Annotated in this window: 27 protein-coding genes and 1 pseudogene; 13 read left to right on the top strand and 15 right to left on the bottom strand. The window is 60.4% G+C overall.

Annotated elements, in window-relative coordinates; genetic code table 11:
- Nucleotides 1-6 precede the first annotated feature (6 nt).
- Together ABID16_RS18070 and ABID16_RS18065 are read right to left on the bottom strand one after the other, a co-directional pair.
- On the bottom strand, nucleotides 7-585 hold the full coding sequence (locus ABID16_RS18070) for a DUF4337 domain-containing protein (RefSeq protein WP_354557753.1): 579 nt from the start codon (nucleotides 583-585) through the stop codon (nucleotides 7-9).
- Nucleotides 586-670: 85 nt separating this feature from the next.
- Nucleotides 671-1,567, bottom strand: a complete 897-nt coding sequence (locus ABID16_RS18065; protein WP_354557752.1) for a LysR family transcriptional regulator — start codon at nucleotides 1,565-1,567, stop codon at nucleotides 671-673.
- Nucleotides 1,568-1,694: 127 nt separating this feature from the next.
- On the opposite strand from ABID16_RS18065, the gene ABID16_RS18060 reads away from it, so the two are divergent.
- From ABID16_RS18060 to ABID16_RS18040, 5 genes are read left to right on the top strand one after another with little or no spacing between them, the layout of a single operon-like run.
- Nucleotides 1,695-3,128, top strand: a complete 1,434-nt coding sequence (locus ABID16_RS18060) for an FAD-linked oxidase C-terminal domain-containing protein (protein ID WP_354557751.1) — start codon at nucleotides 1,695-1,697, stop codon at nucleotides 3,126-3,128.
- Between the two features lies 1 nt (nucleotide 3,129).
- Nucleotides 3,130-4,332 (top strand): glycolate oxidase subunit GlcE, encoded by a 1,203-nt coding sequence (gene glcE / locus ABID16_RS18055; RefSeq protein WP_354557750.1) that lies wholly within the window; start codon nucleotides 3,130-3,132, stop codon nucleotides 4,330-4,332.
- Nucleotides 4,333-4,363: 31 nt separating this feature from the next.
- A complete protein-coding gene (locus ABID16_RS18050) occupies nucleotides 4,364-4,735 on the top strand; it encodes a DUF4870 family protein (RefSeq protein WP_354557749.1) in 372 nt (123 codons plus the stop codon).
- A gap of 22 nt (nucleotides 4,736-4,757) precedes the next feature.
- Entirely contained in the window at nucleotides 4,758-6,032 is a 1,275-nt protein-coding gene (gene glcF / locus ABID16_RS18045) for a glycolate oxidase subunit GlcF (RefSeq protein ID WP_354557748.1), read from the top strand.
- A gap of 44 nt (nucleotides 6,033-6,076) precedes the next feature.
- Nucleotides 6,077-6,235, top strand: a complete 159-nt coding sequence (locus tag ABID16_RS18040; protein WP_354557747.1) for a hypothetical protein — start codon at nucleotides 6,077-6,079, stop codon at nucleotides 6,233-6,235.
- Here ABID16_RS18040 and ABID16_RS18035 read toward each other — a convergent pair.
- The 3 genes from ABID16_RS18035 to ABID16_RS18025 form a co-directional block, all read right to left on the bottom strand.
- Complete coding sequence (locus tag ABID16_RS18035; RefSeq protein WP_354557746.1) at nucleotides 6,216-6,410, bottom strand: hypothetical protein; 195 nt, start codon at nucleotides 6,408-6,410, stop codon at nucleotides 6,216-6,218. The two genes, ABID16_RS18040 and ABID16_RS18035, sit on opposite strands and share 20 nt — an antisense overlap.
- A 127-nt stretch (nucleotides 6,411-6,537) precedes the next feature.
- A complete protein-coding gene (locus ABID16_RS18030; RefSeq protein WP_354557745.1) occupies nucleotides 6,538-7,230 on the bottom strand; it encodes a L,D-transpeptidase in 693 nt (230 codons plus the stop codon).
- A gap of 159 nt (nucleotides 7,231-7,389) precedes the next feature.
- Nucleotides 7,390-8,130, bottom strand: a complete 741-nt coding sequence (locus ABID16_RS18025) for a L,D-transpeptidase (protein WP_354557744.1) — start codon at nucleotides 8,128-8,130, stop codon at nucleotides 7,390-7,392.
- Between the two features lie 192 nt (nucleotides 8,131-8,322).
- On the opposite strand from ABID16_RS18025, the gene ABID16_RS18020 reads away from it, so the two are divergent.
- Nucleotides 8,323-8,952, top strand: coding sequence for a DNA-3-methyladenine glycosylase I (locus ABID16_RS18020; RefSeq protein WP_354557743.1), 630 nt, complete (start codon nucleotides 8,323-8,325; stop codon nucleotides 8,950-8,952).
- On the top strand, nucleotides 8,949-9,380 hold the full coding sequence (locus ABID16_RS18015) for a hypothetical protein (RefSeq protein WP_354557742.1): 432 nt from the start codon (nucleotides 8,949-8,951) through the stop codon (nucleotides 9,378-9,380). Before ABID16_RS18020 ends, ABID16_RS18015 begins: the two co-directional genes overlap by 4 nt.
- Here ABID16_RS18015 and ABID16_RS18010 read toward each other — a convergent pair whose 3' ends face one another.
- From ABID16_RS18010 to relB, 5 genes are all read right to left on the bottom strand, one after another.
- Entirely contained in the window at nucleotides 9,381-10,049 is a 669-nt protein-coding gene (locus ABID16_RS18010; protein WP_354557741.1) for a DNA-3-methyladenine glycosylase I, read from the bottom strand. It lies immediately after the preceding gene.
- A gap of 7 nt (nucleotides 10,050-10,056) precedes the next feature.
- Complete coding sequence (locus ABID16_RS18005; protein WP_354557740.1) at nucleotides 10,057-10,761, bottom strand: HAD family hydrolase; 705 nt, start codon at nucleotides 10,759-10,761, stop codon at nucleotides 10,057-10,059.
- 711 nt (nucleotides 10,762-11,472) lie between these two features.
- Nucleotides 11,473-12,153 (bottom strand): hypothetical protein, encoded by a 681-nt coding sequence (locus tag ABID16_RS18000; protein WP_354557739.1) that lies wholly within the window; start codon nucleotides 12,151-12,153, stop codon nucleotides 11,473-11,475.
- Nucleotides 12,154-12,157: 4 nt separating this feature from the next.
- Nucleotides 12,158-12,427 (bottom strand): type II toxin-antitoxin system RelE family toxin, encoded by a 270-nt coding sequence (locus tag ABID16_RS17995; protein WP_354557738.1) that lies wholly within the window; start codon nucleotides 12,425-12,427, stop codon nucleotides 12,158-12,160.
- A complete protein-coding gene (gene relB / locus ABID16_RS17990) occupies nucleotides 12,411-12,638 on the bottom strand; it encodes a type II toxin-antitoxin system RelB family antitoxin (protein ID WP_354557737.1) in 228 nt (75 codons plus the stop codon). Before relB ends, ABID16_RS17995 begins: the two co-directional genes overlap by 17 nt.
- 134 nt (nucleotides 12,639-12,772) lie before the next feature.
- Here relB and hisS point away from each other — a divergent pair, with 134 nt between their 5' ends.
- The 4 genes and pseudogenes from hisS to hisG all read left to right on the top strand — a co-directional run bounded on the left by hisS (nucleotide 12,773) and on the right by hisG (nucleotide 16,950).
- Nucleotides 12,773-14,350 (top strand): histidine--tRNA ligase, encoded by a 1,578-nt coding sequence (hisS, locus tag ABID16_RS17985; RefSeq protein WP_354557736.1) that lies wholly within the window; start codon nucleotides 12,773-12,775, stop codon nucleotides 14,348-14,350.
- A pseudogene (locus ABID16_RS17980) lies at nucleotides 14,350-14,709 on the top strand (VOC family protein); the annotation flags it as partial. The gene hisS and the pseudogene ABID16_RS17980, both read left to right, overlap by 1 nt.
- Before the next feature lie 424 nt (nucleotides 14,710-15,133).
- Nucleotides 15,134-16,258 carry an ATP phosphoribosyltransferase regulatory subunit gene (locus ABID16_RS17975; RefSeq protein ID WP_354557735.1) on the top strand — a complete coding sequence of 375 codons (1,125 nt, stop codon included), beginning with the start codon at nucleotides 15,134-15,136 and terminating at the stop codon, nucleotides 16,256-16,258.
- Complete coding sequence (gene hisG, locus ABID16_RS17970) at nucleotides 16,255-16,950, top strand: ATP phosphoribosyltransferase (protein ID WP_354557734.1); 696 nt, start codon at nucleotides 16,255-16,257, stop codon at nucleotides 16,948-16,950. The genes ABID16_RS17975 and hisG overlap by 4 nt, the downstream gene beginning before the upstream one ends.
- 129 nt (nucleotides 16,951-17,079) lie before the next feature.
- On the opposite strand, the gene ABID16_RS17965 is transcribed toward hisG, so the two are convergent.
- Nucleotides 17,080-17,520, bottom strand: coding sequence for a DoxX family protein (locus ABID16_RS17965; protein ID WP_354557733.1), 441 nt, complete (start codon nucleotides 17,518-17,520; stop codon nucleotides 17,080-17,082).
- A gap of 208 nt (nucleotides 17,521-17,728) precedes the next feature.
- On the opposite strand from ABID16_RS17965, the gene ABID16_RS17960 reads away from it, so the two are divergent.
- Nucleotides 17,729-18,436 (top strand): glutathione S-transferase C-terminal domain-containing protein, encoded by a 708-nt coding sequence (locus ABID16_RS17960; protein WP_354557732.1) that lies wholly within the window; start codon nucleotides 17,729-17,731, stop codon nucleotides 18,434-18,436.
- Between the two features lie 106 nt (nucleotides 18,437-18,542).
- Here ABID16_RS17960 and ABID16_RS17955 read toward each other — a convergent pair whose 3' ends face one another.
- The 4 genes from ABID16_RS17955 to ABID16_RS17940 form a co-directional block, all read right to left on the bottom strand.
- Entirely contained in the window at nucleotides 18,543-18,986 is a 444-nt protein-coding gene (locus tag ABID16_RS17955; RefSeq protein WP_354557731.1) for a hypothetical protein, read from the bottom strand.
- A gap of 464 nt (nucleotides 18,987-19,450) precedes the next feature.
- Nucleotides 19,451-21,091, bottom strand: coding sequence for a chaperonin GroEL (groL, locus tag ABID16_RS17950; RefSeq protein WP_354557730.1), 1,641 nt, complete (start codon nucleotides 21,089-21,091; stop codon nucleotides 19,451-19,453).
- A 68-nt stretch (nucleotides 21,092-21,159) separates the two neighbouring features.
- Nucleotides 21,160-21,456 (bottom strand): co-chaperone GroES, encoded by a 297-nt coding sequence (groES, locus tag ABID16_RS17945; RefSeq protein ID WP_112694929.1) that lies wholly within the window; start codon nucleotides 21,454-21,456, stop codon nucleotides 21,160-21,162.
- 184 nt (nucleotides 21,457-21,640) lie between these two features.
- Complete coding sequence (locus ABID16_RS17940; protein ID WP_354557729.1) at nucleotides 21,641-21,793, bottom strand: hypothetical protein; 153 nt, start codon at nucleotides 21,791-21,793, stop codon at nucleotides 21,641-21,643.
- A gap of 155 nt (nucleotides 21,794-21,948) precedes the next feature.
- Between ABID16_RS17940 and ABID16_RS17935 the strand changes: the two genes are divergently transcribed.
- Nucleotides 21,949-22,797 carry a TIGR01459 family HAD-type hydrolase gene (locus tag ABID16_RS17935; RefSeq protein WP_354557728.1) on the top strand — a complete coding sequence of 283 codons (849 nt, stop codon included), beginning with the start codon at nucleotides 21,949-21,951 and terminating at the stop codon, nucleotides 22,795-22,797.
- Nucleotide 22,798: the final 1 nt, after the last annotated feature.

Here is a 22,798-nt window from a genome sequence, read left to right as displayed (position 1 = left end):
GACATTTCAGCTCAGGAAGGCGATCAGCACCTGCACGCTGTCATGCAGCCCCAGCCAGTTGTTGAAGCCGCCGACGCCAAAGACGACGCCGCCGAGCCCGAAGGCGGCGGCCACGCCATAAAGCCAGCGGATGCGCACCAGCGCCGTGACGGCAAAGAGAGCCAGCGCCACCGAGAGCAGCGCGTCGGAGAGATCGAACATGTCGTCGCGATTGTTTCCGGCGTCATAATCCGCCTGCCGCCCCTTGGCCTTGTCGGAGGCTTCCTGCGCACGCGACTTGTAAAGGTCGGCGGTCTTCTGCCAGGCCTCCAGCGTTTTCGCCCGATCGGGCGTATCCGGCTGCGTGACCTTCAATTGCTCAATGGCCAGTTCGACACCAAATTGCCGCTGCCGCCGCGCCTGATATTCGTTCCAGAGGTCGACCGATTCCGCCTGCGCCTTCTGCATGGCCTGAACGATATTGTCGTCCTTGATCTTGCTGACCGCCATGAAGGCCGACAGCAGCGCCACGGCCAGCGCAATCGCATTGAAGAAACCACGGTCAGAGCCGCCTTCGCCCGGTTCGGGCAGTTCCACGCCTTCCATCGAAATCCCTCTTCCAAGACCGCGATTCGCGGTCATTCATGGAGCGATGGATAGCAATCCGCCTATGAACTGCCAAGCGGCGGCATCAGCCTTCCCAATAGGGTCGCGGGCCGTAAAGCCCGGCGAGATAGTCGATGAACAGCCGCACCTTGGCCGGCAGGAATTCCCGGCTCGGATAGACCGCCGAAAGCGCCACATTCTTCGGTGCCTCGAGGAAGGGGAGAACCGGCACAAGCCTGCCGCTTTTCAGCTCCGGCCCGACATCCCAGGTGGAGCGCAGCGCAATGCCGAGCCCGGCTATCACCGCCTCGCGGATCACTTCAGAAGAATTGGTCACGAGCGGCCCCTGCGGCCGGTAGATGACCGGCCCTTCGGGCCCCTCCAGCCGCCAGGTGTCGTTGTTATGCGGCGGCAGGCAGATATGTCGGTCGAGATCGGAGAGCGTTTCCGGCATCCCATGGGCCGCAACATAATCCGGGCTGGCGCAGAGCAGTCGCCGCACCGGGGCAAGCCGCCTCGCCACAAGGCTGGAATCGGTGAGTTCGCCGATGCGGATGGCGAGGTCATAACCGCCGGCTACCAGATCGATGAATTCGTCCGAAAGCGTAAGATTGATCGTGATCCCAGGATTGGCCTGCATGAAGGGTTTCAAATGCGGCGCGACATGCATTCGGCCGAAGGAGGTGGGCGCGGAAATCTTCAGCGTGCCGCGTGCCGCTTCCGTCCGCCCGGCCATAAAGGCCTCTGCATCCTCGATCCCGGCAAGGATTGCCGCGATGCGGATGAAAAAGCCCTGGCCGGATTCCGTCAGCGACAATTGCCGCGTCGTGCGCTGGAAAAGCCGCGTCCCCAACCGCTCCTCCAGATGCTTGATTCGCTTGGACACGACGGCCGGCGAAAGGCCGAGTTCACGCCCGGCGGCAGACATGCTTGAGGTTCGCGCCACATGGGCGAATATTTCCAGATCCTCCAGCCGCGTCATGGCTCCTCCGTTGAAAATCGAAGCGATTATCTCCCCAAAGGAAAAAGTTATTAGCATTTCGCCGCGCTTGCGCAAGCGGCAGGCGAGGGGCTAGATTCCAGCTCACGAATGAAAGCTGGAGGACATCATGAGCGGAGCGATTGCCCTGAAGGCGCCGGACCCGGCGATCCTGTCGCGGCGCAACCAGATCATCGCCGACCTCGCCGATTTTCTTCCTGCCGGAACGGTGATCTCGTCCGACCGCGAGCTGAAGCCCTTCGAGACGGATGGCTTCATCGCCTATCGACGGATGCCGCTCGCCGTCGCCCTGCCGCGCACCACGGACGAGGTTGCCTCCATCCTAAAATATTGCGCGAAATACAAGGTGCCGGTCGTGCCGCGCGGGGCGGGCACGTCGCTTTCCGGCGGCGCGATCCCGCAGGAAGATGCCGTCGTCATCGCGCTCACCCGCATGAACCGCATTCTCGAAGTCGACTATCCCAACCGCTGCGCCCGCGTGCAGGCCGGCGTCACCAATCTGGCGATTTCGGAAGCGGTCTCTGCCGATGGTTTCTTCTATGCGCCCGACCCGAGTTCCCAGCTTGCCTGCACCATTGGCGGCAATATCGGCATGAATTCCGGCGGCGCGCATTGCCTGAAATATGGCGTGACGACCAACAATCTGCTCGGCGTCAAGATGGTGCTCTTCGACGGCACGGTGATCGAACTCGGCGGCAAGGCGCTGGATGCCAGCGGCTACGATCTTCTCGGCCTCGTCTGCGGCTCGGAAGGCCAGCTTGGCATCGTGACGGAGGCGACCGTGCGCCTCATTGCCAAGCCGGAAGGCCAGCGCCCGGTCCTCTTCGGCTTCGAGACGTCTGAAGGCGCGAGCGCCTGCGTGACCGATGTCATCGCCGCCGGTCTCATCCCCGTAGCTATCGAATTCATGGACAAGCCGGCCATCGAAATCTGCGAGGCCTTTGCGCATGCCGGCTATCCGCTCGATGTCGAGGCGCTGCTGATCGTCGAGGTCGAGGGCTCCGAGGCCGAGATGGACGCCATGTTGAAGGCGATCATCGAGATCGCCCGCCGCCATGGCGTGAAGACGGTCAAGGAATGCCAGTCGGCGACCGAAGCCGCTCTCATCTGGAAGGGCCGCAAATCCGCCTTCGGCGCGACCGGCCGCATAGCCGACTATATCTGCATGGACGGCACCGTGCCGCTCTCGCAGCTCACCAATGTGTTGCGCGGCACCGCCGAGATCGTCGCTCGCCATCGCCTGCGCGTCGCCAATGTCTTCCACGCCGGCGACGGCAACATGCATCCGCTGATCCTCTACAATATCAACGACCCGGATGAGGCGCGTCGCGCCGAAGAGGCCGGCAACGATATCCTGAAACTGTGTGTCGATGCCGGCGGCTGTCTCACCGGCGAACATGGCGTCGGCATCGAGAAACGCGACCTGATGACCCATCAATTCTCCAAGCCCGATCTCGACCAGCAGATGGCTGTGCGCGCCGCCTTCGATCCGGACTGGCTCTTGAACCCCTCCAAGGTCTTCCCGCTGGAAGGACGCGCCTGATATGGCAGACATCTACGAGCCCGAGAGCGAGGCCGATGCCGCCGCGATGATCGCCGAGGCCGCGCGCGAGGGCAGGGCGCTGGCCATTTCCGGCGGCAACACCCGCGCTGGCTTTGGCCAGAAGGTCGACGGTGCAACGTTCACCTCAAAGCGTCTCCGGGGCATCACTGCCTATAACCCGTCCGAAATGACGCTGACGGCGCTGGCCGGAACACCCGTCGCCGAAATCGAGGCTGAACTGGCCGACAACGGCCAGATGATGGCCTTCGAGCCCGCCGATCACCGCATGATGATGGGCACGGAAGGCGTACCCACCATCGGCGGTCTTTTCGCCTCCAACACGTCCGGTCCCCGCCGCTTTGTCGCCGGTGCGGCCCGCGACAGCCTGCTCGGGATCCGCTTCGTCAACGGCGCGGGCGAAGTCATCAAGTCGGGCGGGCGGGTCATGAAGAACGTCACCGGCCTCGATCTCGTGAAGCTGCTGGCCGGCTCCTACGGTACGCTTGGCTTCCTCACGGAAGTCACCTTCAAGGTCCTGCCCGTGCCGCGTGCCGAGGCGACCGTCGTCGTCTCCGGCCTCAACGATGCCGAGGCTGCCATCGCCATGTCGGCCGCTCTTGCCACATCCTGCGAGGTGTCGGGCGCGGCGCACCTACCGGAAAGCGTCCGCTGGCTCTTCGGCAAGAACGGTCTTCCCGACGGCCCCGCGACGCTGCTACGCATCGAGGGCGTCGAATCGTCCGTTACCGACCGCGTCAACCGCCTCAAGCCCTTCCTGCAGCGCTACGGCGCTGTCAGCCAGATCGACCAGGGCGACAGCCAGCAGATCTGGCGCGAAATCCGCGACGTCACGCCTTTCTCCGAAGACGGGTCCTGCAAGCCGCTCTGGCGCATTTCCTGCGCCCCGTCCGCCGGCCATCAGTTGCTCGCAGCGCTGCGCCTCGAAACCGGCGTCAACGCCTTCTTCGACTGGCAGGGCGGCCTCGTCTGGATGCAGATGGAAGGCGACGCCGAGGCCGACATGATACGAACCTATCTCAAACGCGCTGGCGGCGGTCACGCCACGCTTATCCGGGCCAGAGACAACGTGCGCGCCGCAACGTCTGCCTTCGAGCCGCAGGAAAAGGGCGTTGCCGCGCTCTCTGCGGCAGTGAAGGCGAAGCTCGATCCAAAGGGCATTTTCAATCCGGGGCGGATGGGGTGATGCCGCCCGCGATCCAAAAGGGGACCAAACAATGTCTGAAATTCAACCCAACACGCCGGACGCTTCCGGCTTTCTCGAGCCCGGCAAGGGCAATGTTCAACTGGTATATGTGCTCTATCTGGCCGGCTTCGTGGTCGGCATCACGCCGCTTGTCGGATTGATCTTCGCCTATATCAATCGTGGCAAGATCGGCGGCATTTATGACAGCCATTACACCTACGCCATCCGCACCTTCTGGATCGGCGTCCTTTATAGCCTGATCTCGATTGTTCTCACTTTCCTCGTCATCGGCGTGGTCGGCTTCTTCGCCACGGCCATCTGGTCGATCGTCCGCTGCGTCATCGGCCTGCAAAAGGTCAGCCGCGGCGAAGCCATCGAGAACCCGCAAAGCTGGTTGATCTAGCAAAGCAAGGACAGAAAAGACCGTGCAGACCAATTTCTCGCTCGCCCAGCTTGCCGACCCGAAGACCGCCGAGGCCGAAAGCATCGTGCGCAAATGCGTGCATTGCGGGCTCTGCACGGCCACCTGTCCGACCTATGTCACGCTCGGCAACGAGCTCGACAGCCCGCGCGGGCGCATCTATCTGATCAAGGACATGTTCGAGAACGGCCGCGATGCCGATGCCGAAACGGCGCTGCATGTCGACCGCTGTCTGTCCTGTCTCTCCTGCACCTCGACCTGTCCTTCCGGCGTCGACTACATGCACCTGATCGACCTCGCCCGCGAACATGTCGAAAAGACCTATGACCGGCCGCTGGCCGACCGGCTGGCGCGCGGCGTGCTGGCATGGGTCCTGCCGTATCCTGGCCGTTTCCGGCTGGCGCTGAAGGCGGCCAAGCTCGGCCAGCCCTTTGCCGGGCTGATGAAGAAGTTCGCGCTTACCCGCGCCTTCGGCCACATGCTCGATCTTGCGCCCGCTCATGTGCCGCCGCAAAGCAGCTTCGCCGAAGCCGGTCGTTTCGCGCCGAAGGGCGAGCGGCGCGGCCGTGTCGCCATGCTTTCCGGCTGCGCCCAGCCGGTGCTGAAACCGGAAATCAACGAGGCGACGATCAGGCTCCTCAATGGCCTTGGCGTCGAGGTCGTCATTGCCGAGGGCGAAAGCTGTTGCGGCTCTCTGACCCATCACATGGGCCGCGAGGAGCAGGCGCTTGTGTCCGTGCGCAACAATGTGGACGTCTGGACCCGCGAGATCGAAAAGGGCGGCCTCGATGCCATCATCATCACCGCTTCCGGCTGCGGCACGACGGTGAAGGATTACGGCCATATGCTCGCCCGCGACCCCGCCTATGCGGCAAAGGCCGCGCGCGTGGTTTCGCTCGCCAAGGACATCACCGAATATCTCTCCACCCTCGACTTGCCCCAACTGCCGGCCAATGGCCGCACGGTCGCCTATCATTCGGCCTGTTCGATGCAGCACGGCCAGAAGATCACCATGCTACCGAAATTGCTTCTGCAAAAAGCCGGTTACAAGGTGAAGGAGCCGGCGGAAGGCTATCTCTGCTGCGGCTCCGCCGGCACCTACAACATGCTCCAGCCGGAGATTTCAGCGGAATTGAAGGCTCGCAAGGTCAAGAATATCGAGGCCACCAAGCCCGACCTCATCGCCACCGGGAATATCGGCTGCATGACACAGATCGGCACGGGAACGAATATCCCGATCCGCCATACGGTGGAATTGCTGGCGGAGGCGTATGGGTGAGGGCCTGCTGAACTCACGGGCTCAAGCCAATCCGGAGTTATGCGATGAAAGAGAATGCGAAGCTTGAAATCGATGAAATGAGAGAGGCGCGGCTTGAACACATCCGTCAGCGCATACGCAAATCCATCTCGGATACACGTCCGAGCCTCGATGCCGACGAGGCGGAAGCAGAGATGGCTCGCTTTATGAGCCGCGAACGCTGACGTCTGGAAAATAGCGCTGCCGCATCTGTTGTTTGAAGGCCTCCACATTGAAGTCCACCGACTCACCGCTTTCCAGACCTGCGGTGATGGCGGCTTGAAGCAGCTTTATCGCTGCCTCTCGTGAGTGGTTTGTCCAATCTTCAGGGTCCGAGTGACTGCGGAAATCTCCGTTCATCGTCTGCATTCTCCTGCCGGATACGCGGAAGCTACCTTCACGATACAATGACTGAGCCCCAAAAACAAAACCGCGCGCAAGCAGAACTCGCGCGCGGTCAAAAGACGAAAGCCTTGCTTTCCGACGGTCAGCCGCCGAGCGCCGTGAACAGCGTCTTCAGAATATCCGTGCCGCGATCTTCCAGCACGATATTTCCCTGCTTGTTGCCAGGGCCGATGACGATGACCTTGGAGCCGACGGGCACGCGCTTGTAAAGGTCGGTCACGTCCTCGTTCATCATGCGGATGCAGCCCGAGGAGAGGTTGAGGCCGATCGACCAGGGCTGGTTCGTGCCATGGATGCGATAGCCGGAATCACCCTTCTTGCCGAAGAGGTAGAGCGCGCGGGCACCGAGCGGATTATCCTTGCCGCCATCCATGCGAGCCGGCAGCATGTGGCCCTTCTTGGCCTCACGGGCGATCATTTCCTTCGGCGGAATCCATTCCGGCCATTCGGCCTTGCGGGCGACTTTGACGACACCCGACCAGCCAAAGCCCTCGCGACCGACGCCGATGCCGTATCGGATGGCGCTCGATCCATCGAGAACGTAGTAGAGGAACTTGTTGTTCGTATCGACGATCACCGTGCCGGGACGCTCGCTCGTCGCAAGGGTCACAACATGGCGCCTAAACTTCTCCGGAACCTCACGGTTGATCTGCTTGAGATAGATGACGTCTTCGCTCTGCTGCTTGCGATGCTTGGCTTCAGCGTTTGCGGTGGCCGCCGGAACGACGAAGGCGGCAGCGAGAAGCGCGCCGACCAGATATTTGATCCTGGACATAATGAGTTCCCCAATTCAATGGATGCGAAGCTATCGCAGTTTTTGCCTTTGGCAAGGCTAAAATAGGCTTTGCAATTGCCAAGAATGCATAAAAAGGGCCTCCGTTGCAAAACGGAAGCCCAACATTTTTGGGTCTTTCGACCCCGGCTTGTCTTGTTCTTATTTGACGATGACGGTCTGCCCGACCTTGACGCGACCGTAGAGGTCTACGACGTCTTCATTGCGCAGTCGGATACAGCCGGAAGAAACTGCATAGCCGATGGTCCAGGGCGCATTCGTTCCGTGAATGCGGTATTCGGTGGAGCCGAGATACATGGCGCGCGCGCCCAGCGGATTGTCCTCGCCACCTTCCATATGGGCGGGCAGGATATGCCCCTTCTTGGCTTCGCGCCGTATCATTTCCTTCGGCGGTGTCCAGTCCGGCCACTCGGCCTTGCGGGTCACCTTGTGCTTGCCGGCCCATTCGAAGCCGGGTTTGCCGACGCCGACGCCGTAGCGCCGGGCCTGGCCATTCTCGCCGACGAGATAGAGGAAGCGGTTGTTCGTATCGATGACGATCGTGCCGGGCTTTTCCTTGCCGTCATAGGCAACCTGCTGCGGCAAGTACATCGGATCGATTTTGGTCGCTGCCGGGCGCTGCGGCTTCTGGTAGCTGATATTGACTGAGGAAGGGTCAGCGCTCGTTGAAGACGGAGCATTGATCACCGAGGGCCCGAACAGCGGCTGGCGGGCCGGCCTGGTGATATAGACGGGCTGCGGCGCCATCGGTGCGCTGCCCACGCGGGTCTGCGAAGTGGCGACGGGAGCGACGACGCGATAGCGCTCGCCTGCGAATGCGCCCTCGGTGGACACGGCAAGCACGGCGGCAATCGTGGAAAGGACAAGAAGCTTTTTCATCATGGACGGACTCGCTACAAAATGCCATTGAGCTGAAAGAGGCGGTTGGGCTTGAGAGTGCCGCAAATGCGCGTTTGAATGGTAAATGGCCGTTCATGAAAATGCGTCCCTTTCGGGAAAGCTCTCGTCAGGGTTAGCGCCCTGTTAGAAAAGACCGTTAACCCAAGATGAATCGGCAGGACGAGGGGCTGACACGTGGCGACTGAAGGCATCATCGAGGGTCCCGACGGGCATGGCCGCTGCTTCTGGCACGGAAACCTGCCAGACTATATTGCCTATCATGATGCGGAATGGGGCCGCCCGGTCACCAATGACAACCGGCTTTTCGAGAAGATCTGCCTCGAAGGCTTCCAGTCGGGGCTGTCCTGGCTCACCATCCTGCGCAAGCGCGAGAATTTCCGCGCTGCCTTTGCCGGGTTCGACTTCGACAAGGTCGCGTTGTTCGATGAGGCCGATATCGAGCGCCTAGTGCAGGACGCCGGCATCATTCGCCATCGCGGCAAGATCGTCTCGACCATCAACAATGCCCGCCGTGCGGTGGAACTCCGCGACGAATTCGGCTCGCTCGCCCGCTATTTCTGGTCATGGGAACCGAAGCCGGACGAGCGACCGGCCGTTTTCGACCTTGCCACCCTGCGCGCCAATCCCACCACGCCGGCTTCCGTGCGGCTTTCCAAGGACCTGAAGAAGCGCGGCTGGACCTTTGTCGGGCCGACCACCGTCTATGCCTTCATGCAGGCCATGGGGATGGTCAACGACCATATCGAAGGCTGCTGCTGCCGCGAGACGGTAGAGCTGGAACGAAAGGCGTTTGTGCGTCCATGAAGAGAGTTCTTGCCGCGCTGGCTGCCTTGGTGCTCCTCAGCCTGCCCGCCGCAGCGGTGGAGCCTGAGCTTTATCGCGGCGAGAAACTGGTCAACCTGACGCTCCCAAGCGCCGGACGGCTCACGACGTCCGGCTGGACGCGGAGCGGCAAGGCGGTCGCCTATCGCATGAAGGTGCCGGCCGGTGCCGAGATGACGATCAACATGACGGCATCCGCCGCCCGCTTCACCTATCTCGTCATCTTCGATCTCAACGATCCCGTCCCGGAAGACGCGCTCTATTCTTCGGATTCGCGCCGCCTGCCGGCGCATATCTTTGCTGATGCCGAACGGGACATGGACCTCCTGATCCGCCCCTTCTTCGCCAAGCAGGCCCCGCGTCGGGGCCTGGGGTCGCATTTTGTGCTGGAATTCAATCGGACGAAATGATCAGTCGATGCTCATCCCGAGCACCTTGCTGATCTCGTTGAACGAGCGGCCGCACTCCGCCTTCCAATGGTTGAACGCCGCCTGCACGGCCTCCTTCTCTTTTTTCGACCCCGGCGCCTTGTCGACGATGCCTTCCGCAATCAGCCGGTTCGTCACGCTTTGCGACAGAATAAAGCTGTCGACTCCGGCAAAGCGCAGGAAATATTGCCCCGTATTGCCGCCAAGCCGCGTGCCCCGCTTTTTCAGCACGTCCAGCAGCCCCATATAGTCCGACGACGGCCAATCGGCCAGAAACGCCCCGACCGAGCCATGCTCCTCTGCCAGATCGGCAAAGAAGCGCGCATTTTCCTGCACGGCGCGAATTTTCGGCCCGTGGCGCACGATGCGGGTGTCGCTAACCAGTCGCCCGAAATCCTCGTCATGCAGCATCAGGCAATGGCCGATATCGAAGCCTTCAAAGGCCGCCTCGAAACCCGGCCACATGGCCTCCACGACCTTCCAGTTGAACCCGGCCTGGAAGATGCATTTGGTTGCCAGCGACAGATAGCGGTCGTCCGGCGTGGCTTTCAGTTCGTCGCTCGTCTTCGGCTTGGAAAGCTGCGCCTCCAGCGCCGCGTCGCCGCCCTGGCGGCTGGAAGAAATGGCCCAGATTTCATCGAATGTGCGCATGGCAGCCTCAGTCAAATGTCTCGATCAGCGGGATCAGCTGGCTCAGATCCGGGATTTCGCGGAAGCGCGGCGCCTCATGCGGCGGCTCCACATGCTCATAGGCCCAGGTCAGCGGATGCGGAACGTAGACGCCCCAGCTTCCCGCCGCAATGGCCGGCACGATATCGGATTTCAGCGAATTGCCCACCATGACGGCGCGCTCCGGCCCGCCGGTCGCGTGATGGAAGATGCGCCGATAGGTGGTCGCCGACTTGTCGGAAACGATCTCGACCTGCGCGAAGAAATCGCCAAGGCCCGATTGGGCAAGCTTGCGTTCCTGATCGAACAGGTCGCCCTTGGTGATCAGCACGAGCCGGTAGTCGCCGGCCAACGCCTCCAGCGTGTCATGGACATGCGGCAACGTTTCGACCGGATGCGACAGCATCTCGCGCCCGACGCTCAGGATTTTCTCGATGGTCGCCGCCGGCACCCTACCGTCTGTGATCTCGATGGCCGTCTCGATCATCGACAGCGTGAAGCCCTTGATGCCGAACCCGTATTGCCCGAGATTGCGCTTCTCGACCTCCAGCAGATGCTTGGAAATATGCTCGGCTTCGGCATAGTCGGCCAGCATCTCGCCGAACTGTTGCTCGGTGAAGCGGAAAAACTGCTCGTTCTGCCAGAGCGTATCATCCGCATCGAACCCGATCGTGGTGATGGCCTGCGGGCTCATCGTGTGTTCTCCCAAGCTGATCGTTGCTCTTCTCCCACCGGGGAGAAGGCGACCGAAAGGCCGGATGAGGGGAGACTAACCACATCGGGAGATGGCAACCCCTCATCGCCCAACTCCGTTCGGCGCAGTCATTAAAAATACCAATTTTCGCCTTTTTTGTAATATTAAATTCTAATCCAAGTGAAAGCGTATTTCTGAGTTTCATATGTAAGCATTATAAATATTGGCAATGATATTAATATAAAAATACCAAAACCAAAAACCCGCATACGAAATAAAATAAATCCAAAAATAGATATTATAAAAATAATATATAATAAACACAAAGAATAAAATATAATTTTCTCAAATTCACTATATTCTATAAATGGGGAAATTCCATCGTTTTTATCAAGGTAAATAAGTATAGAAAATAAAATATATGATGAATATCTAATAAATATATTTGAAAATATAAACAAAAATATTATTTCGATAACAATTTTCAGGTATTTTTTCATGAAATTTCAGATAGTAATCTGCCTCACAGGTTCCGTCGTAAATTCTTTTAAACATGCTTTGCGGCAGGCATGGACCCTTGAACGCCGATAGCTCTCCAATCGCGGTGCCTCCTTGCCCGAGATAGCGACATGCGATTGCCCCTTGTGGGGGGATGGCCGGTAGGCCAGAGGGGGGCTTAATTTCCCCCTCCGAAACCTAGCCGCCCAACCCTCAAACCGCAATCACCCGATGCACCGTCTCCGTGTCCCGCGTCACCTCTCCGAACGGCGCCACCGTCCACTCCCACGCCCGAAACGCCGGAGGAGGGGGCTCGCCGCCCAAAAGGTCGCCCGTTCCGACAACTTCCCCCGTGCGATTGCGGATTTCATACCCGGTATCCGTGATCAGACACGTCACCCAGGGTCCACCGAGGAGATCTGCCAGATGCCGCCGCACGACGGCAGCGGGATCGCTCGCATGCAGCGCCATCTGCGAAAGAAGGCAGGCGGAAATGACCAGATCGGGCGCACCCTCGGCCTTCAGAAACTCCAGCCCGCCGGCAAGATCGCGCTCAACGAGACTGACATTCTCCCGCCCCAGCCGCCGCACCTTCATCCGCGCCGAGGGCAGATGCACGAGATCGTAAAGGGTGACCGTCTGGAAGGCTTTCGCGAGATAGTCGAGCGGCACATCGCGCAGCAGCCCCGAACCCAGCACCGCAACGCTCCGCCGCTCGACGATCTGCCCCACCTTCTCCTCGATAAAGCCCTGGCAATTCTCCTCATGCGGCGCCCACGCCTTGGCGCAGCGCCGCGCCCGCGACCACAGGCCCACGGAGCCGGCAATCTCGCGCGGCTTGCGCAGCGAGGAGACGGCAAGGGCAGCCGAAAAATGGAGGGCTTCGAGGATCATTTTGCTAACGATACACTTGCTTGCGATGGTCGATATCGACGACCAGCACAACAAGTTTGTTATCCTGAATATCGCATAGAACGCGATAGTCACCGACGCGGTATCGCCAGAGGTGGCCGAGTGCCGTGCCCTTGAGGGCATCGCCGATCTGCCGCGGGTCTTCGAGAACGGCCACGCGCTCCTCCAGAAAACGCTTGATGCGTTTTCTCACTTCGCTGTCGAGTCTTTCGACGGACTTGCGGGCGGCCGCATTGTACTCAATCGTCCAGGCCACGCCAGAATTCCTCGCCGCTCACCACCTTGCTCTCGCCCGAGCGAATGCGCTCCAGTGCCGCTTCGGCGAGCGCAATATCGTGCAGGTCTTCGAGCCGCTCGACGATGAGATCGAGGACATAGGCGTCCGGCTTCATGCCGCCGCGCGCAGCTTCTGCCTCCATGAGGTCATGGATTTCCTCCGGCATTTCGATGATGACGCGCTTGTTCATGGGGCTGATCCGTTAAACTGCGGCACCATAGCACTTTGACGCCCCTTTCGCCAGCCTCGCAAGGCTTGCCGCAAGGCGCTCGATCCTCTAAGACACCGGCCACTCCTAGCAGATCAGAAAACACAGGCAGACCCATGAGCGACAACAAGAAAAAGCCCCAAAAGCTGAAGGCCCGCCTGCCGCGTGGCTTTGTCGACCGCGAGGCCGCCGACATCCGCGCCGTCAACGAAATGACCGCGAAAATCCGCGAGGTCTATGAGCGCTACGGCTTCGACCCGGTCGAAACGCCGCTCTTCGAATATACCGACGCGCTCGGCAAGTTCCTGCCTGACAGCGACCGCCCCAATGAGGGCGTTTTCTCGCTGCAGGACGACGACGAGCAGTGGATGTCGCTGCGCTACGATCTCACCGCGCCGCTCGCCCGCCATGTGGCGGAGAATTTCAACGACATCCAGCTTCCCTACCGCACCTACCGCGCCGGCTACGTTTTCCGCAACGAAAAGCCCGGCCCCGGCCGCTTCCGCCAGTTCATGCAGTTCGACGCCGATAGCGTTGGCGCGCCGGGCGTCCAGGCGGATGCCGAAATGTGCATGATGATGGCAGACACGCTCGAAGCGCTCGGCATCAAGCGCGGCGATTATGTGATCCGGGTGAATAACCGGAAGGTGCTTGATGGTGTGCTTGAGGCCATTGGGCTTGGCGGGGACGACAAGGCTGGGCAGCGGCTGACGGTGCTGCGCGCCATCGATAAGCTCGACAAGTTCGGCCCTGAAGGAGTGCGCCTTCTGCTCGGCGAAGGCCGAAAGGATGAAAGCGGCGACTTCACCAAGGGTGCTGGGCTTAACAGTGACGACATTACCCTTCTGATTGGGTTTCTCCACTCAACAGTGAGTATCCAAAGCCGTGAAATCGGATTTGCGGATGGCGCTGAAAGCGTCGGTACGAAGCTGATGCCTCACGCTCTGTTTCCTTACGACGGTAACCGTCTCGTCGCGAACGAGCGCTTTTCTGAGGGGATAGCGGAACTCTCCACTATTCGGACCATAGTTCACGCCTCTGACTACGGCCCCGACCGCATCAAGATCGACCCCTCCGTCGTCCGCGGCCTCGAATACTACACTGGCCCCGTCTACGAAGCCGAACTCACCTTTGACGTCACCAATGAAAAGGGCGAGAAGGTCGTCTTCGGCTCGGTCGGCGGCGGCGGTCGTTATGATGGTCTCGTCTCCCGCTTCATGGGCCAGCCGGTTCCGGCGACGGGCTTCTCCATCGGCGTCTCTCGCCTGATGACCGCGCTGAAGAATCTCGGCAAGCTGGGTCAGGACGAGGTTCTGGCTCCCGTTCTCGTCACCGTCATGGATGGCGATGCGGAAGCCATGGGCCGCTACCAGCGCTTCACGCAGGCGCTGCGCAATGAAGGCATCCGCGCCGAAATGTATCAGGGCAACTGGAAGAAATTCGGCAACCAGCTCAAATATGCCGACCGCCGCAACTGCCCCATCGCCATCATTCAGGGCGGCGACGAGCGCGCGAACGGTGAAGTGCAGATCAAGGACCTGATCGAAGGCAAGCGCCTCTCCGGCGAAATAACCGACAACACCGAATGGCGCGAAGCCCGCGTCGCGCAGATCGTTGTGCCGGAAGCCGAGCTGGTCGCCAGGGTCAAGGAAATCCTCAGCCACCAGGCGGAAGACAGGGCGCGCGGGAAGTAATGGCCGTTCTCGCGCTCGACCACGTCCAGCTCGCGATTCCTGAAGGCGGAGAGGATCGTGCGCGCGCCTTCTATGCCGGTCTGCTCGGGTTTCGTGAAGTAGACAAGCCTCAGAGCCTTGCGGGCCGGGGCGGCTGCTGGTTCGAGGCGGGATATGCGCGGCTGCATCTGGGTGTCGAGAAGGATTTCCGGCCTGCGCTGAAAGCCCATCCGGCCATTCTACTCGACAATCTCGATATTGTTTGCCGCATTCTTGAGGGAGCGGGTTGTCGGTTGCAGGAGGATGTGGGCATTGCAGGCTATCGCCGTCGCCATGTGTTTGATCCTTTCGGCAACCGCATTGAGCTCATGCAGCGGTTGAGTGGCGAAATGACCGGCCAGACCGGCGACATTCTTCAGATGTGGCAGACGAACGGTTTTGCCGAGCCTGTGCGCATTGAGCACAGGAGCGAGCTCATCATGCGCCACAGCGATGGCCTCTACGACCAAGCCTATAATTTCATGGATTATTTCTTTCGTGACCCGCATATGGGTACTGAAGTAAGAGCCCGCAGCTATGAAGGAGATCGCGATGTGGTGGTCTTCACGCGCGGATTGACGCTCGCTGATTATTTTCTTGAGGATATCCTTTGTTATCTCGTCCCCCGCTTTGAAAAGATAAAAGTGTTGGGGAATGAGACTGCTGAAGGGTATGAGGAGCCACCGGAGGATCTGTTGAGAAACGCGAAAGCGCGGATTAGCAGCTACCTTGCGGCCAATCCCACGATAGCTGTGTTGTAACTTCATGCCCGTCGCCAAGCTCCCCACCTTCGCGCCCGACCTCATCGCGCTGTTCGAAAAGCGCGGGACGAGCCGCATCGATACGCCGGTCATCCAGCCGGCCGCGCCCTTTCTCGATATGGCGGGCGAGGACCTGCGGCGGCGCATTTTCCTGACGGAGAGCGACACCGGCGCGAGCCTCTGCCTGCGTCCGGAGTTCACGATCCCCGTCTGCCTCCAGCATATCGAAAGCGCCACCGGCACGCCGAAGCGCTATGCCTATCTCGGCCAGGTCTTCCGCCAGCGCCGCGAAGGGGCGAACGAGTTCTATCAGGCCGGCATCGAAGACCTTGGGGATCGCGATGTCGCCAGCGCCGATGCGCGCGCCATCTCGGATGCCTTCGCGAGCCTCAAGCTGGCGCTGCCGGGCCGCAAATTCACCGCGACGCTGGGCGACCAGTCGGTCTTCGAGGCCGTGGTCAAGGCGCTCGGCCTGCCGACCGGCTGGCAGAAGCGGCTGATCCACGCCTTCGGCAACGCCATGCAGATCGAAATGCTCTTGGGCGAACTCGCCGAGCCGCAACCTGCCCAGCCGCTTGCGGCAGACATCGAGGCGATGCTGGCCTCCGGCAGTCTCGATGCGCTGGCTGCCCATGTCGAAGAGACGATGCACGCGACCGGCTATCTGACCAATGCCAGCCGTACGCCGCGCGAAATCGCCAACCGCCTTGCCGAGAAGCGTGCGCTCGCCGCAACGCGTCTCGACCCACGAGCGCTCGACGTGCTGGAAGAGTTCCTGTCGCTCGATCTGCCCTTCGCCGATGCGGCGGCAGCTCTTGCCGGTTTTGCCGATGCGGCGGGCCTCAAGCTTGATGGCGCGCTGTCGCGTTTCGATGCGCGGGCTGCGGCGCTGGCCAATGCCGGCGTCGATTTCTCTGCCATCACCTATCGCGCCGCCTTCGGCCGTCCGCTGGATTATTACACCGGCCTCGTCTTCGAGATTGCCGAGGCCGGCAAGCCAGCAGTTCTCGCCGGCGGTGGTCGCTATGACCGGATGCTGACGCTGCTGGGCGCGACGGATCACATTCCGGCTGTCGGCTTCTCGCTCTGGCTGGATCGCATTGAGGCAACCAAGGGAGAGGCCGCATGACCATCACCATCGCGCTGCCCTCCAAGGGCCGGATGAAGGAAGATGCCTCGGCCATCTTTGCCCGCGCCGGCATGACCATTGTCAGCGTCGGCAATGACCGCTCCTATCGCGGCCGCGTCGAGGGCTGGGACGATGTCGAGATCGCCTTTCTCTCGGCCTCCGAAATCTCCCGCGAGGTCGGCAGCGGCCTTGTCGATTTCGGCGTCACCGGCGAGGACCTGATGCGCGAGGAATGGGCGGAGGTCGACACGCGCGTCGAATTCGCCGCCCGTCTCGGCTTCGGCCACGCCGATGTCATCGTCGCCGTGCCGGAAATCTGGCTCGATGTCGACACCATGGCCGATCTCGGCGATGTCGCCGCCGACTTCCGCGCCCGCCATGGCCGCCGGCTGGAGATCGCCACGAAATACTGGCGCCTGACGCAGCAGCACTTCTCCGCCACGCACGGCATCCAGCTCTATCGCATCGTCGAGAGCCTGGGCGCGACCGAAGGTGCGCCGGCGGCAGGGCAGGCCGATATCATCGTCGATATCACCTCGACCGGCTCGACGCTGCGCGCCAACCACCTCAAGATCCTGTCCGACGGCGTGATCCTCAAGTCGGAGGCCTGCCTTGTCCGCGCCCGCAAGCCCGAGCATGAGGGCAACGGAACGGTCGCGAAGATCATCGCCGCCGTGCGCACCGCGCTCTGAAGTTTCGATTGCTCTGAACATGAAAAACCCGCCGGATCGCTCCGGCGGGCTGCTCTTCCATGGGGTAGGGCTCTTGTTTTGTTCGCAATTCCGGACGCAAAACCGCAATGCAGTTTTGCTGGAATTGCTTTACGCGGCGACCGCGTAGGTCGTGCCGCGGCGGGCGTCGAGCGAGAGAGCGCCGGGACCAAACGTGGCGAGGAAGAGGTAGGCGCCAGCAAGCGTCAGGTTCTTCATGAGCATGATCTGGTTCAGCGTGTTGATCCAGCCGAGCGCCGCGTCGGGCCAGCCCGGAATGGCAACGGTGCCGGCATGGAACATGAAGCCAGTGAAGACGCAGAAGGCAGCCAGCGCAAAGCCGACAAGGCGCGTCTGGAACCCGACGAGAACGAGAAGGCCGGAAACGAGTTCAAAAATGCCTGCGAGATAGGCGAGCGCAGAGGCCGCAGGGAGACCCGCATCAGCGATCATTTGAGCCGTACCGGCCGGGTCGGTCAGCTTGCCGAATCCGGACAGGATGAACATGAAGGAAAGCAGAATTCGGGCGACTAAGAGAATGTAATTGTTCATGATTTTGTTACCTCGGGGTTGAAGTTGACTAAGAGGTAACAGTTTTGATTGTCGTCTGAAAGGTGAAAAATACTACACTGATTGTTCAATATTGATGAACGAAAACGCCATCAAACTTTTGTGAGCGGAGATTGAATTTTGAGCCGCCTGGCTCCACATTGCGCCACCCGCCGCATTCGTCCCATCCCACCCCTCAAGGAGACATCTCATGACAAGCCTAGCCGATTTTCCGATCACCCAGCGCTGGCCGGCCACCAATCCCGATGCCATCCAGCTCTATTCGCTGCCCACCCCGAACGGCATCAAGGTCTCGGCGATGCTCGAAGAGACGGGCCTGGCCTACGAACCGCATCTCGTTGATTTCGGCAAGAACGATCAGATGACGCCGGAATTCCTGTCGCTCAATCCGAATAACAAGATCCCCGCCATCCTCGATCCGCATGGCCCCGGCGGCAAGCCGCTCGGCCTGTTCGAATCGGGTGCCATCCTCGAATATCTGGCTGAAAAGTCCGGCAAGTTTCTGCCCAAAGACCCGACGCTCAAGTGGGAAACCATCGGCTGGCTGCATTTCCAGATGGGCGGCGTCGGACCGATGTTCGGCCAGCTCGGCTTCTTCACCAAGTTCGCCGGCAAGGAAATCGAGGATCCGCGCCCGCGCGAGCGTTATGTCGGCGAGGCGAAGCGCCTTCTCGCCGTTCTGGACACGCGGCTGGCCGGTCGTGACTGGATCATGGGCAGCGAATATACGATTGCAGATATCGCCATCCTGCCCTGGCTCCGCGCACTGACGGGTTTCTACGAGGCAGGCGAACTGGTGGGTATCGACAACTTCCCGGCGGTCAAGGCCTGGATGGATCGCGGGTTGACGCGCCCGGCCATGGTCAAGGCCTTCAACATCCCGGCACGCCCGGTTTGAAGCAACAAACAGTTTGAATATTTCGGCGCCCCGCTTTCGCATCGATGCGATGGTCATGATCGCGCAGCCGGTCTGCGCGATCATGACAAACTGTTGAGCGTCATCTTCAGGACGGGAGCCCTTGGCTCCCCGTCGACGCATCCTGGTTGAGCGTGAAATGCGGGAACAGGAAGACACCGTAGATGGTGCCGGAATATTTGCGCTCCAGCCCTGTCGATTCCCCGATACAGAACACCGGCTGGCGGCGTCCGTTCAGCGGGTTGTGAATGGTCGTCGAGAAGCAGAAGGACGATGAGTGCGTCGTCGCCTGCTCGAAGAGTTCGAGAAGCTTGCTGCGGTCGTTTGCTTCATAGCGACGGACAAGGTTCAGGAGGCCGCATTCGCCGCTGTCCAGACCATGCATGGCAACTGCGCGTGTCCCGAGCTTCAGCAACCCTGTCGACAGATCGCCCGACCAGGCTTCGGAAAAACAGAACTGCGACAGCATCGGCAGGTCATCCTTGCCGACCCCTTGCGGACGGGAAGCGGTGGACCGTGCGATTTTAAACACCTGGGAACACTCCAGACTAAATGAATTTCGGTTTACGACCTCAATGTCCGTCTAAACCCGGTCTCAGGCACGAACATGTCCGGGCATTGCGCGGGATTGGACATCGAATCCGCCTGACGTCAGCGGGTCGTTTCCAGCGTGTGCAGGGTCGCCTCTATCCCCGCATCGCGCCATCCCTATGTTTCAAATTAGAACACAATGAAGCAATTAAAGATGGCAAAAGAGTTAAGTTCGCCGAAATAACCCAATTTCTCGCCTCATGCGTGATATTTTTGGTAAACTTTCCCGGATGAGTAGCCGAGATTGCGCTAAAATTGACAGAACGCAACTTAACCCAACCTGCGCTCCGGTCTCTTCTGTCAAAATTCTGTTCATCCAGTTGATGTCATAGGCTTCAGGTACCTGAAAAACAAAAGGGCGGCCCGAAGACCGCCCTTTCGTCCAATCCCTTTGGGGGAGATGGATCACATCATGTCCATGCCGCCCATGCCGCCCATGCCGCCAGGCATGCCGCCAGCCGATTCCTTCTTCGGGATTTCGGCGATCATCGCTTCCGTCGTGATGAGGAGCGAAGCAACCGAAGCCGCGTTCTGGAGAGCCGTGCGGACAACCTTGACCGGGTCGACGATGCCCATGGCGATCATGTCGCCATATTCGGACGTCTGGGCGTTGTAGCCGAAGTTGTCGTTGTCCTTGTCGAGGATCTTGCCGACAACGATCGAAGCTTCGTCACCTGCGTTTTCAGCGATCTGGCGAACCAGCGACTGAAGAGCGCGGCGAACGATGTTGATGCCGGCTTCCTGGTCGTCGTTTGCACCCTTGACGGTGATCTTCGTGGACGAACGCAGCAGGGCAGTACCGCCGCCGGGGACGATGCCTTCCTGAACGGCAGCGCGCGTTGCGTTGAGCGCGTCGTCGATGCGGTCCTTGCGTTCCTTAACTTCAACTTCCGTTGCACCGCCAACGCGGATGACGGCAACGCCGCCAGCGAGCTTGGCAAGACGTTCCTGCAGCTTTTCGCGGTCGTAGTCGGAAGAGGTTTCTTCGATCTGGGCCTTGATCTGGGCAACGCGGCCTTCGATTTCAGCCTTGGCGCCAGCGCCGTCGACAATCGTCGTGTTTTCCTTGGAGATCGAAACCTTCTTGGAACGGCCGAGCATGTCGAGCGTAACGTTTTCGAGCTTGATGCCGAGGTCTTCGGAGATGACAGTGCCGCCCGTCAGGATGGCGATGTCTTCCAGCATGGCCTTGCGGCGGTCGCCGAAGCCCGGAGCCTTGACGGCAGCGATCTTGAGGCCGCCACGCAGCTTGTTGACGACGAGGGTCGCAAGCGCTTCGCCTTCGACGTCTTCAGCGATGATGAGGAGCGGCTTGCCGGTCTGCACAACGGCTTCGAGAACCGGGAGCATCGCCTGCAGGTTCGAGAGCTTCTTCTCGTGGAGGAGAATGAAGACGTCTTCGAGGTCAGCGACCATCTTTTCCGGGTTGGTCACGAAGTAGGGCGACAGGTAGCCGCGGTCGAACTGCATGCCTTCGACGACTTCGAGTTCGGTTTCGGCGGTCTTGGCTTCTTCGACCGTGATGACGCCTTCGTTGCCAACGCGCTGCATGGCTTCCGCGATGTCGCGGCCAACCTGTGCGTCGCCGTTTGCAGAGATCGTGCCGACCTGTGCGACTTCTTCCGACGTGTTGATCTTCTTGGCCTTGGCCTGGAGATCCTTCACGACTTCGGACACGGCGAGGTCGATACCGCGCTTCAGGTCCATCGGGTTCATGCCGGCAGCAACAGCCTTCTGGCCTTCGCGAACGATCGCCTGGGCCAGAACGGTTGCGGTCGTGGTGCCGTCGCCGGCGATGTCGTTGGTCTTCGAAGCAACTTCGCGGACCATCTGGGCGCCCATGTTTTCGAACTTGTCTTCGAGTTCGATTTCCTTGGCGACCGATACACCGTCCTTGGTGATGCGCGGAGCGCCGAAGGACTTGTCGATAACAACGTTACGACCCTTCGGGCCGAGCGTGACCTTTACGGCATCGGCGAGGATGTCGACGCCGCGCAGCATCTTCTCGCGTGCAGAGCGGCCGAATTTGACTTCTTTAGCAGCCATTTGAAAAACTCCCGGGGCGCTTGCCCCATTTCAAGACTTCTGGAAAGGGTGACGAAAGGCGCCGGCGATCAGCCGATAACGCCCATGATGTCGGCTTCCTTCATGATCAGAAGGTCTTCGCCGTTCACCTTGACTTCAGTGCCGGACCACTTGCCGAACAGAACGCGGTCGCCGACCTTGACGTCGAGAGCGACAACTTCGCCATTGTCCTTGCGGGCGCCCGAACCGACGGCGACGATTTCGCCTTCAGCCGGCTTTTCCTTGGCGGTGTCCGGAATGATGATGCCGCCACGGGTCTTTTCTTCAGATTCGACGCGACGAACAACGACGCGGTCGTGAAGCGGACGGAAAGAGATGCTTGCCATTCTTGAATCCTCGATCAAATGACAGAGAAGGTGTGTTACCTACCCGAATGTTATTAGCACTCGCACTCGGCGAGTGCTAGCGAGGGAGAAATAGGAAAGGGCCGTCCTTGAGTCAAGAACGGCCCATCCGAAATTTTCGCGAATTTTTGATGAAGGTTAAAGGCCGGGCAACCGGGGCTGCGGCCTATTTCTTCTCGATAGAAACGCCCTGTTCGCCGATCTTCAGCTGAACGGTGTCCTCTTTCTGCTTCTCGTTATAGATATAGGCACTCATGCCCACAACGACGACGACAAGCGCGCCAACGATCACGTAGAGGAAGCTGTTTCTGTTCTGCAAGGGCAATGTCCTTATGAAACGGGTTGAACTCGATGGCTCGTAAATGAACGAAACGAACTTTTGTTCCCCGATGTTTCGCGCTGCAGCGATAGGCCCTTGCCAAGTCTTCGCCGGTTTGCGATTTGACCGGGTGAGAATATTTGAGGTTTTGACGAATGGCCGAACGGATTGGCGGACTTGCGGACATTTCCGCCCGGTATGATGTGATCCTGTGCGATGTATGGGGCGTTCTTCATAATGGCATCGACCCGTTTCCCTTCGCAGGCATGGCGCTGAGCGCGGCCCGAGGGGCGGGGGCAATGGTCGTTCTGGTCACGAATTCCCCGCGTCCGCGACCCGGTGTCGAAACACAGCTTGGCGCCATCGGCGTGCTCGATACGGCCTATGACAGCATTATCACCTCGGGCGACGTGACCCGCCGCCTGATTGCCGAGGGCCCGCGCAAGGTCTTTCTGCTGGGCCCCGAGCGCGACCTGCCGCTTCTTGACGGGCTGGACATCGAGCGCGTCGGCGAGGCCGAGGCCGAAAGCATCGTCTGCACCGGCTTCTTCGATGACGAGACCGAGACGCCAGAAGATTATCGCGACATGCTGACCGCCTGGCGCGACCGCAAGGTGCCTCTCATCTGCGCCAATCCCGACCTCGTGGTCGAGCGCGGCGAGCGCTTGATCCCCTGCGCCGGCGCAATGGCCGCCCTTTATGCCGAACTCGGCGGCGAGACACGCATTGCCGGCAAGCCGCATCGCCCGATCTATGAGGCAGCGCTGGCCGAAGCGAAGGCCCTGCGCGGCGACTTCGACCAGGCTCGCGTGCTCGCCATCGGCGACGGCATGCCGACCGACGTGCGCGGTGCGCTTTCCGCCGGCTTCGATCTTCTCTATATCAGCGACGGCATCCATGCGGGCGAATATGCCCAGGGCGGCCGAACGGACGAAGCGGCCATGCACGCCTATTTTGAACGCGAACAGGTATCGCCGACATGGTGGATGCCGAGACTGGCTTGAC

The organism is Limnomicrobium aquaticum, assembly GCF_040545545.1.
Lineage (GTDB): Bacteria > Pseudomonadota > Alphaproteobacteria > Rhizobiales > Rhizobiaceae > Ensifer_A > Ensifer_A aquaticum.
Note: the sequence above shows the minus strand (reverse complement) of the source record. Positions and strands in the feature narration are given on the sequence as shown.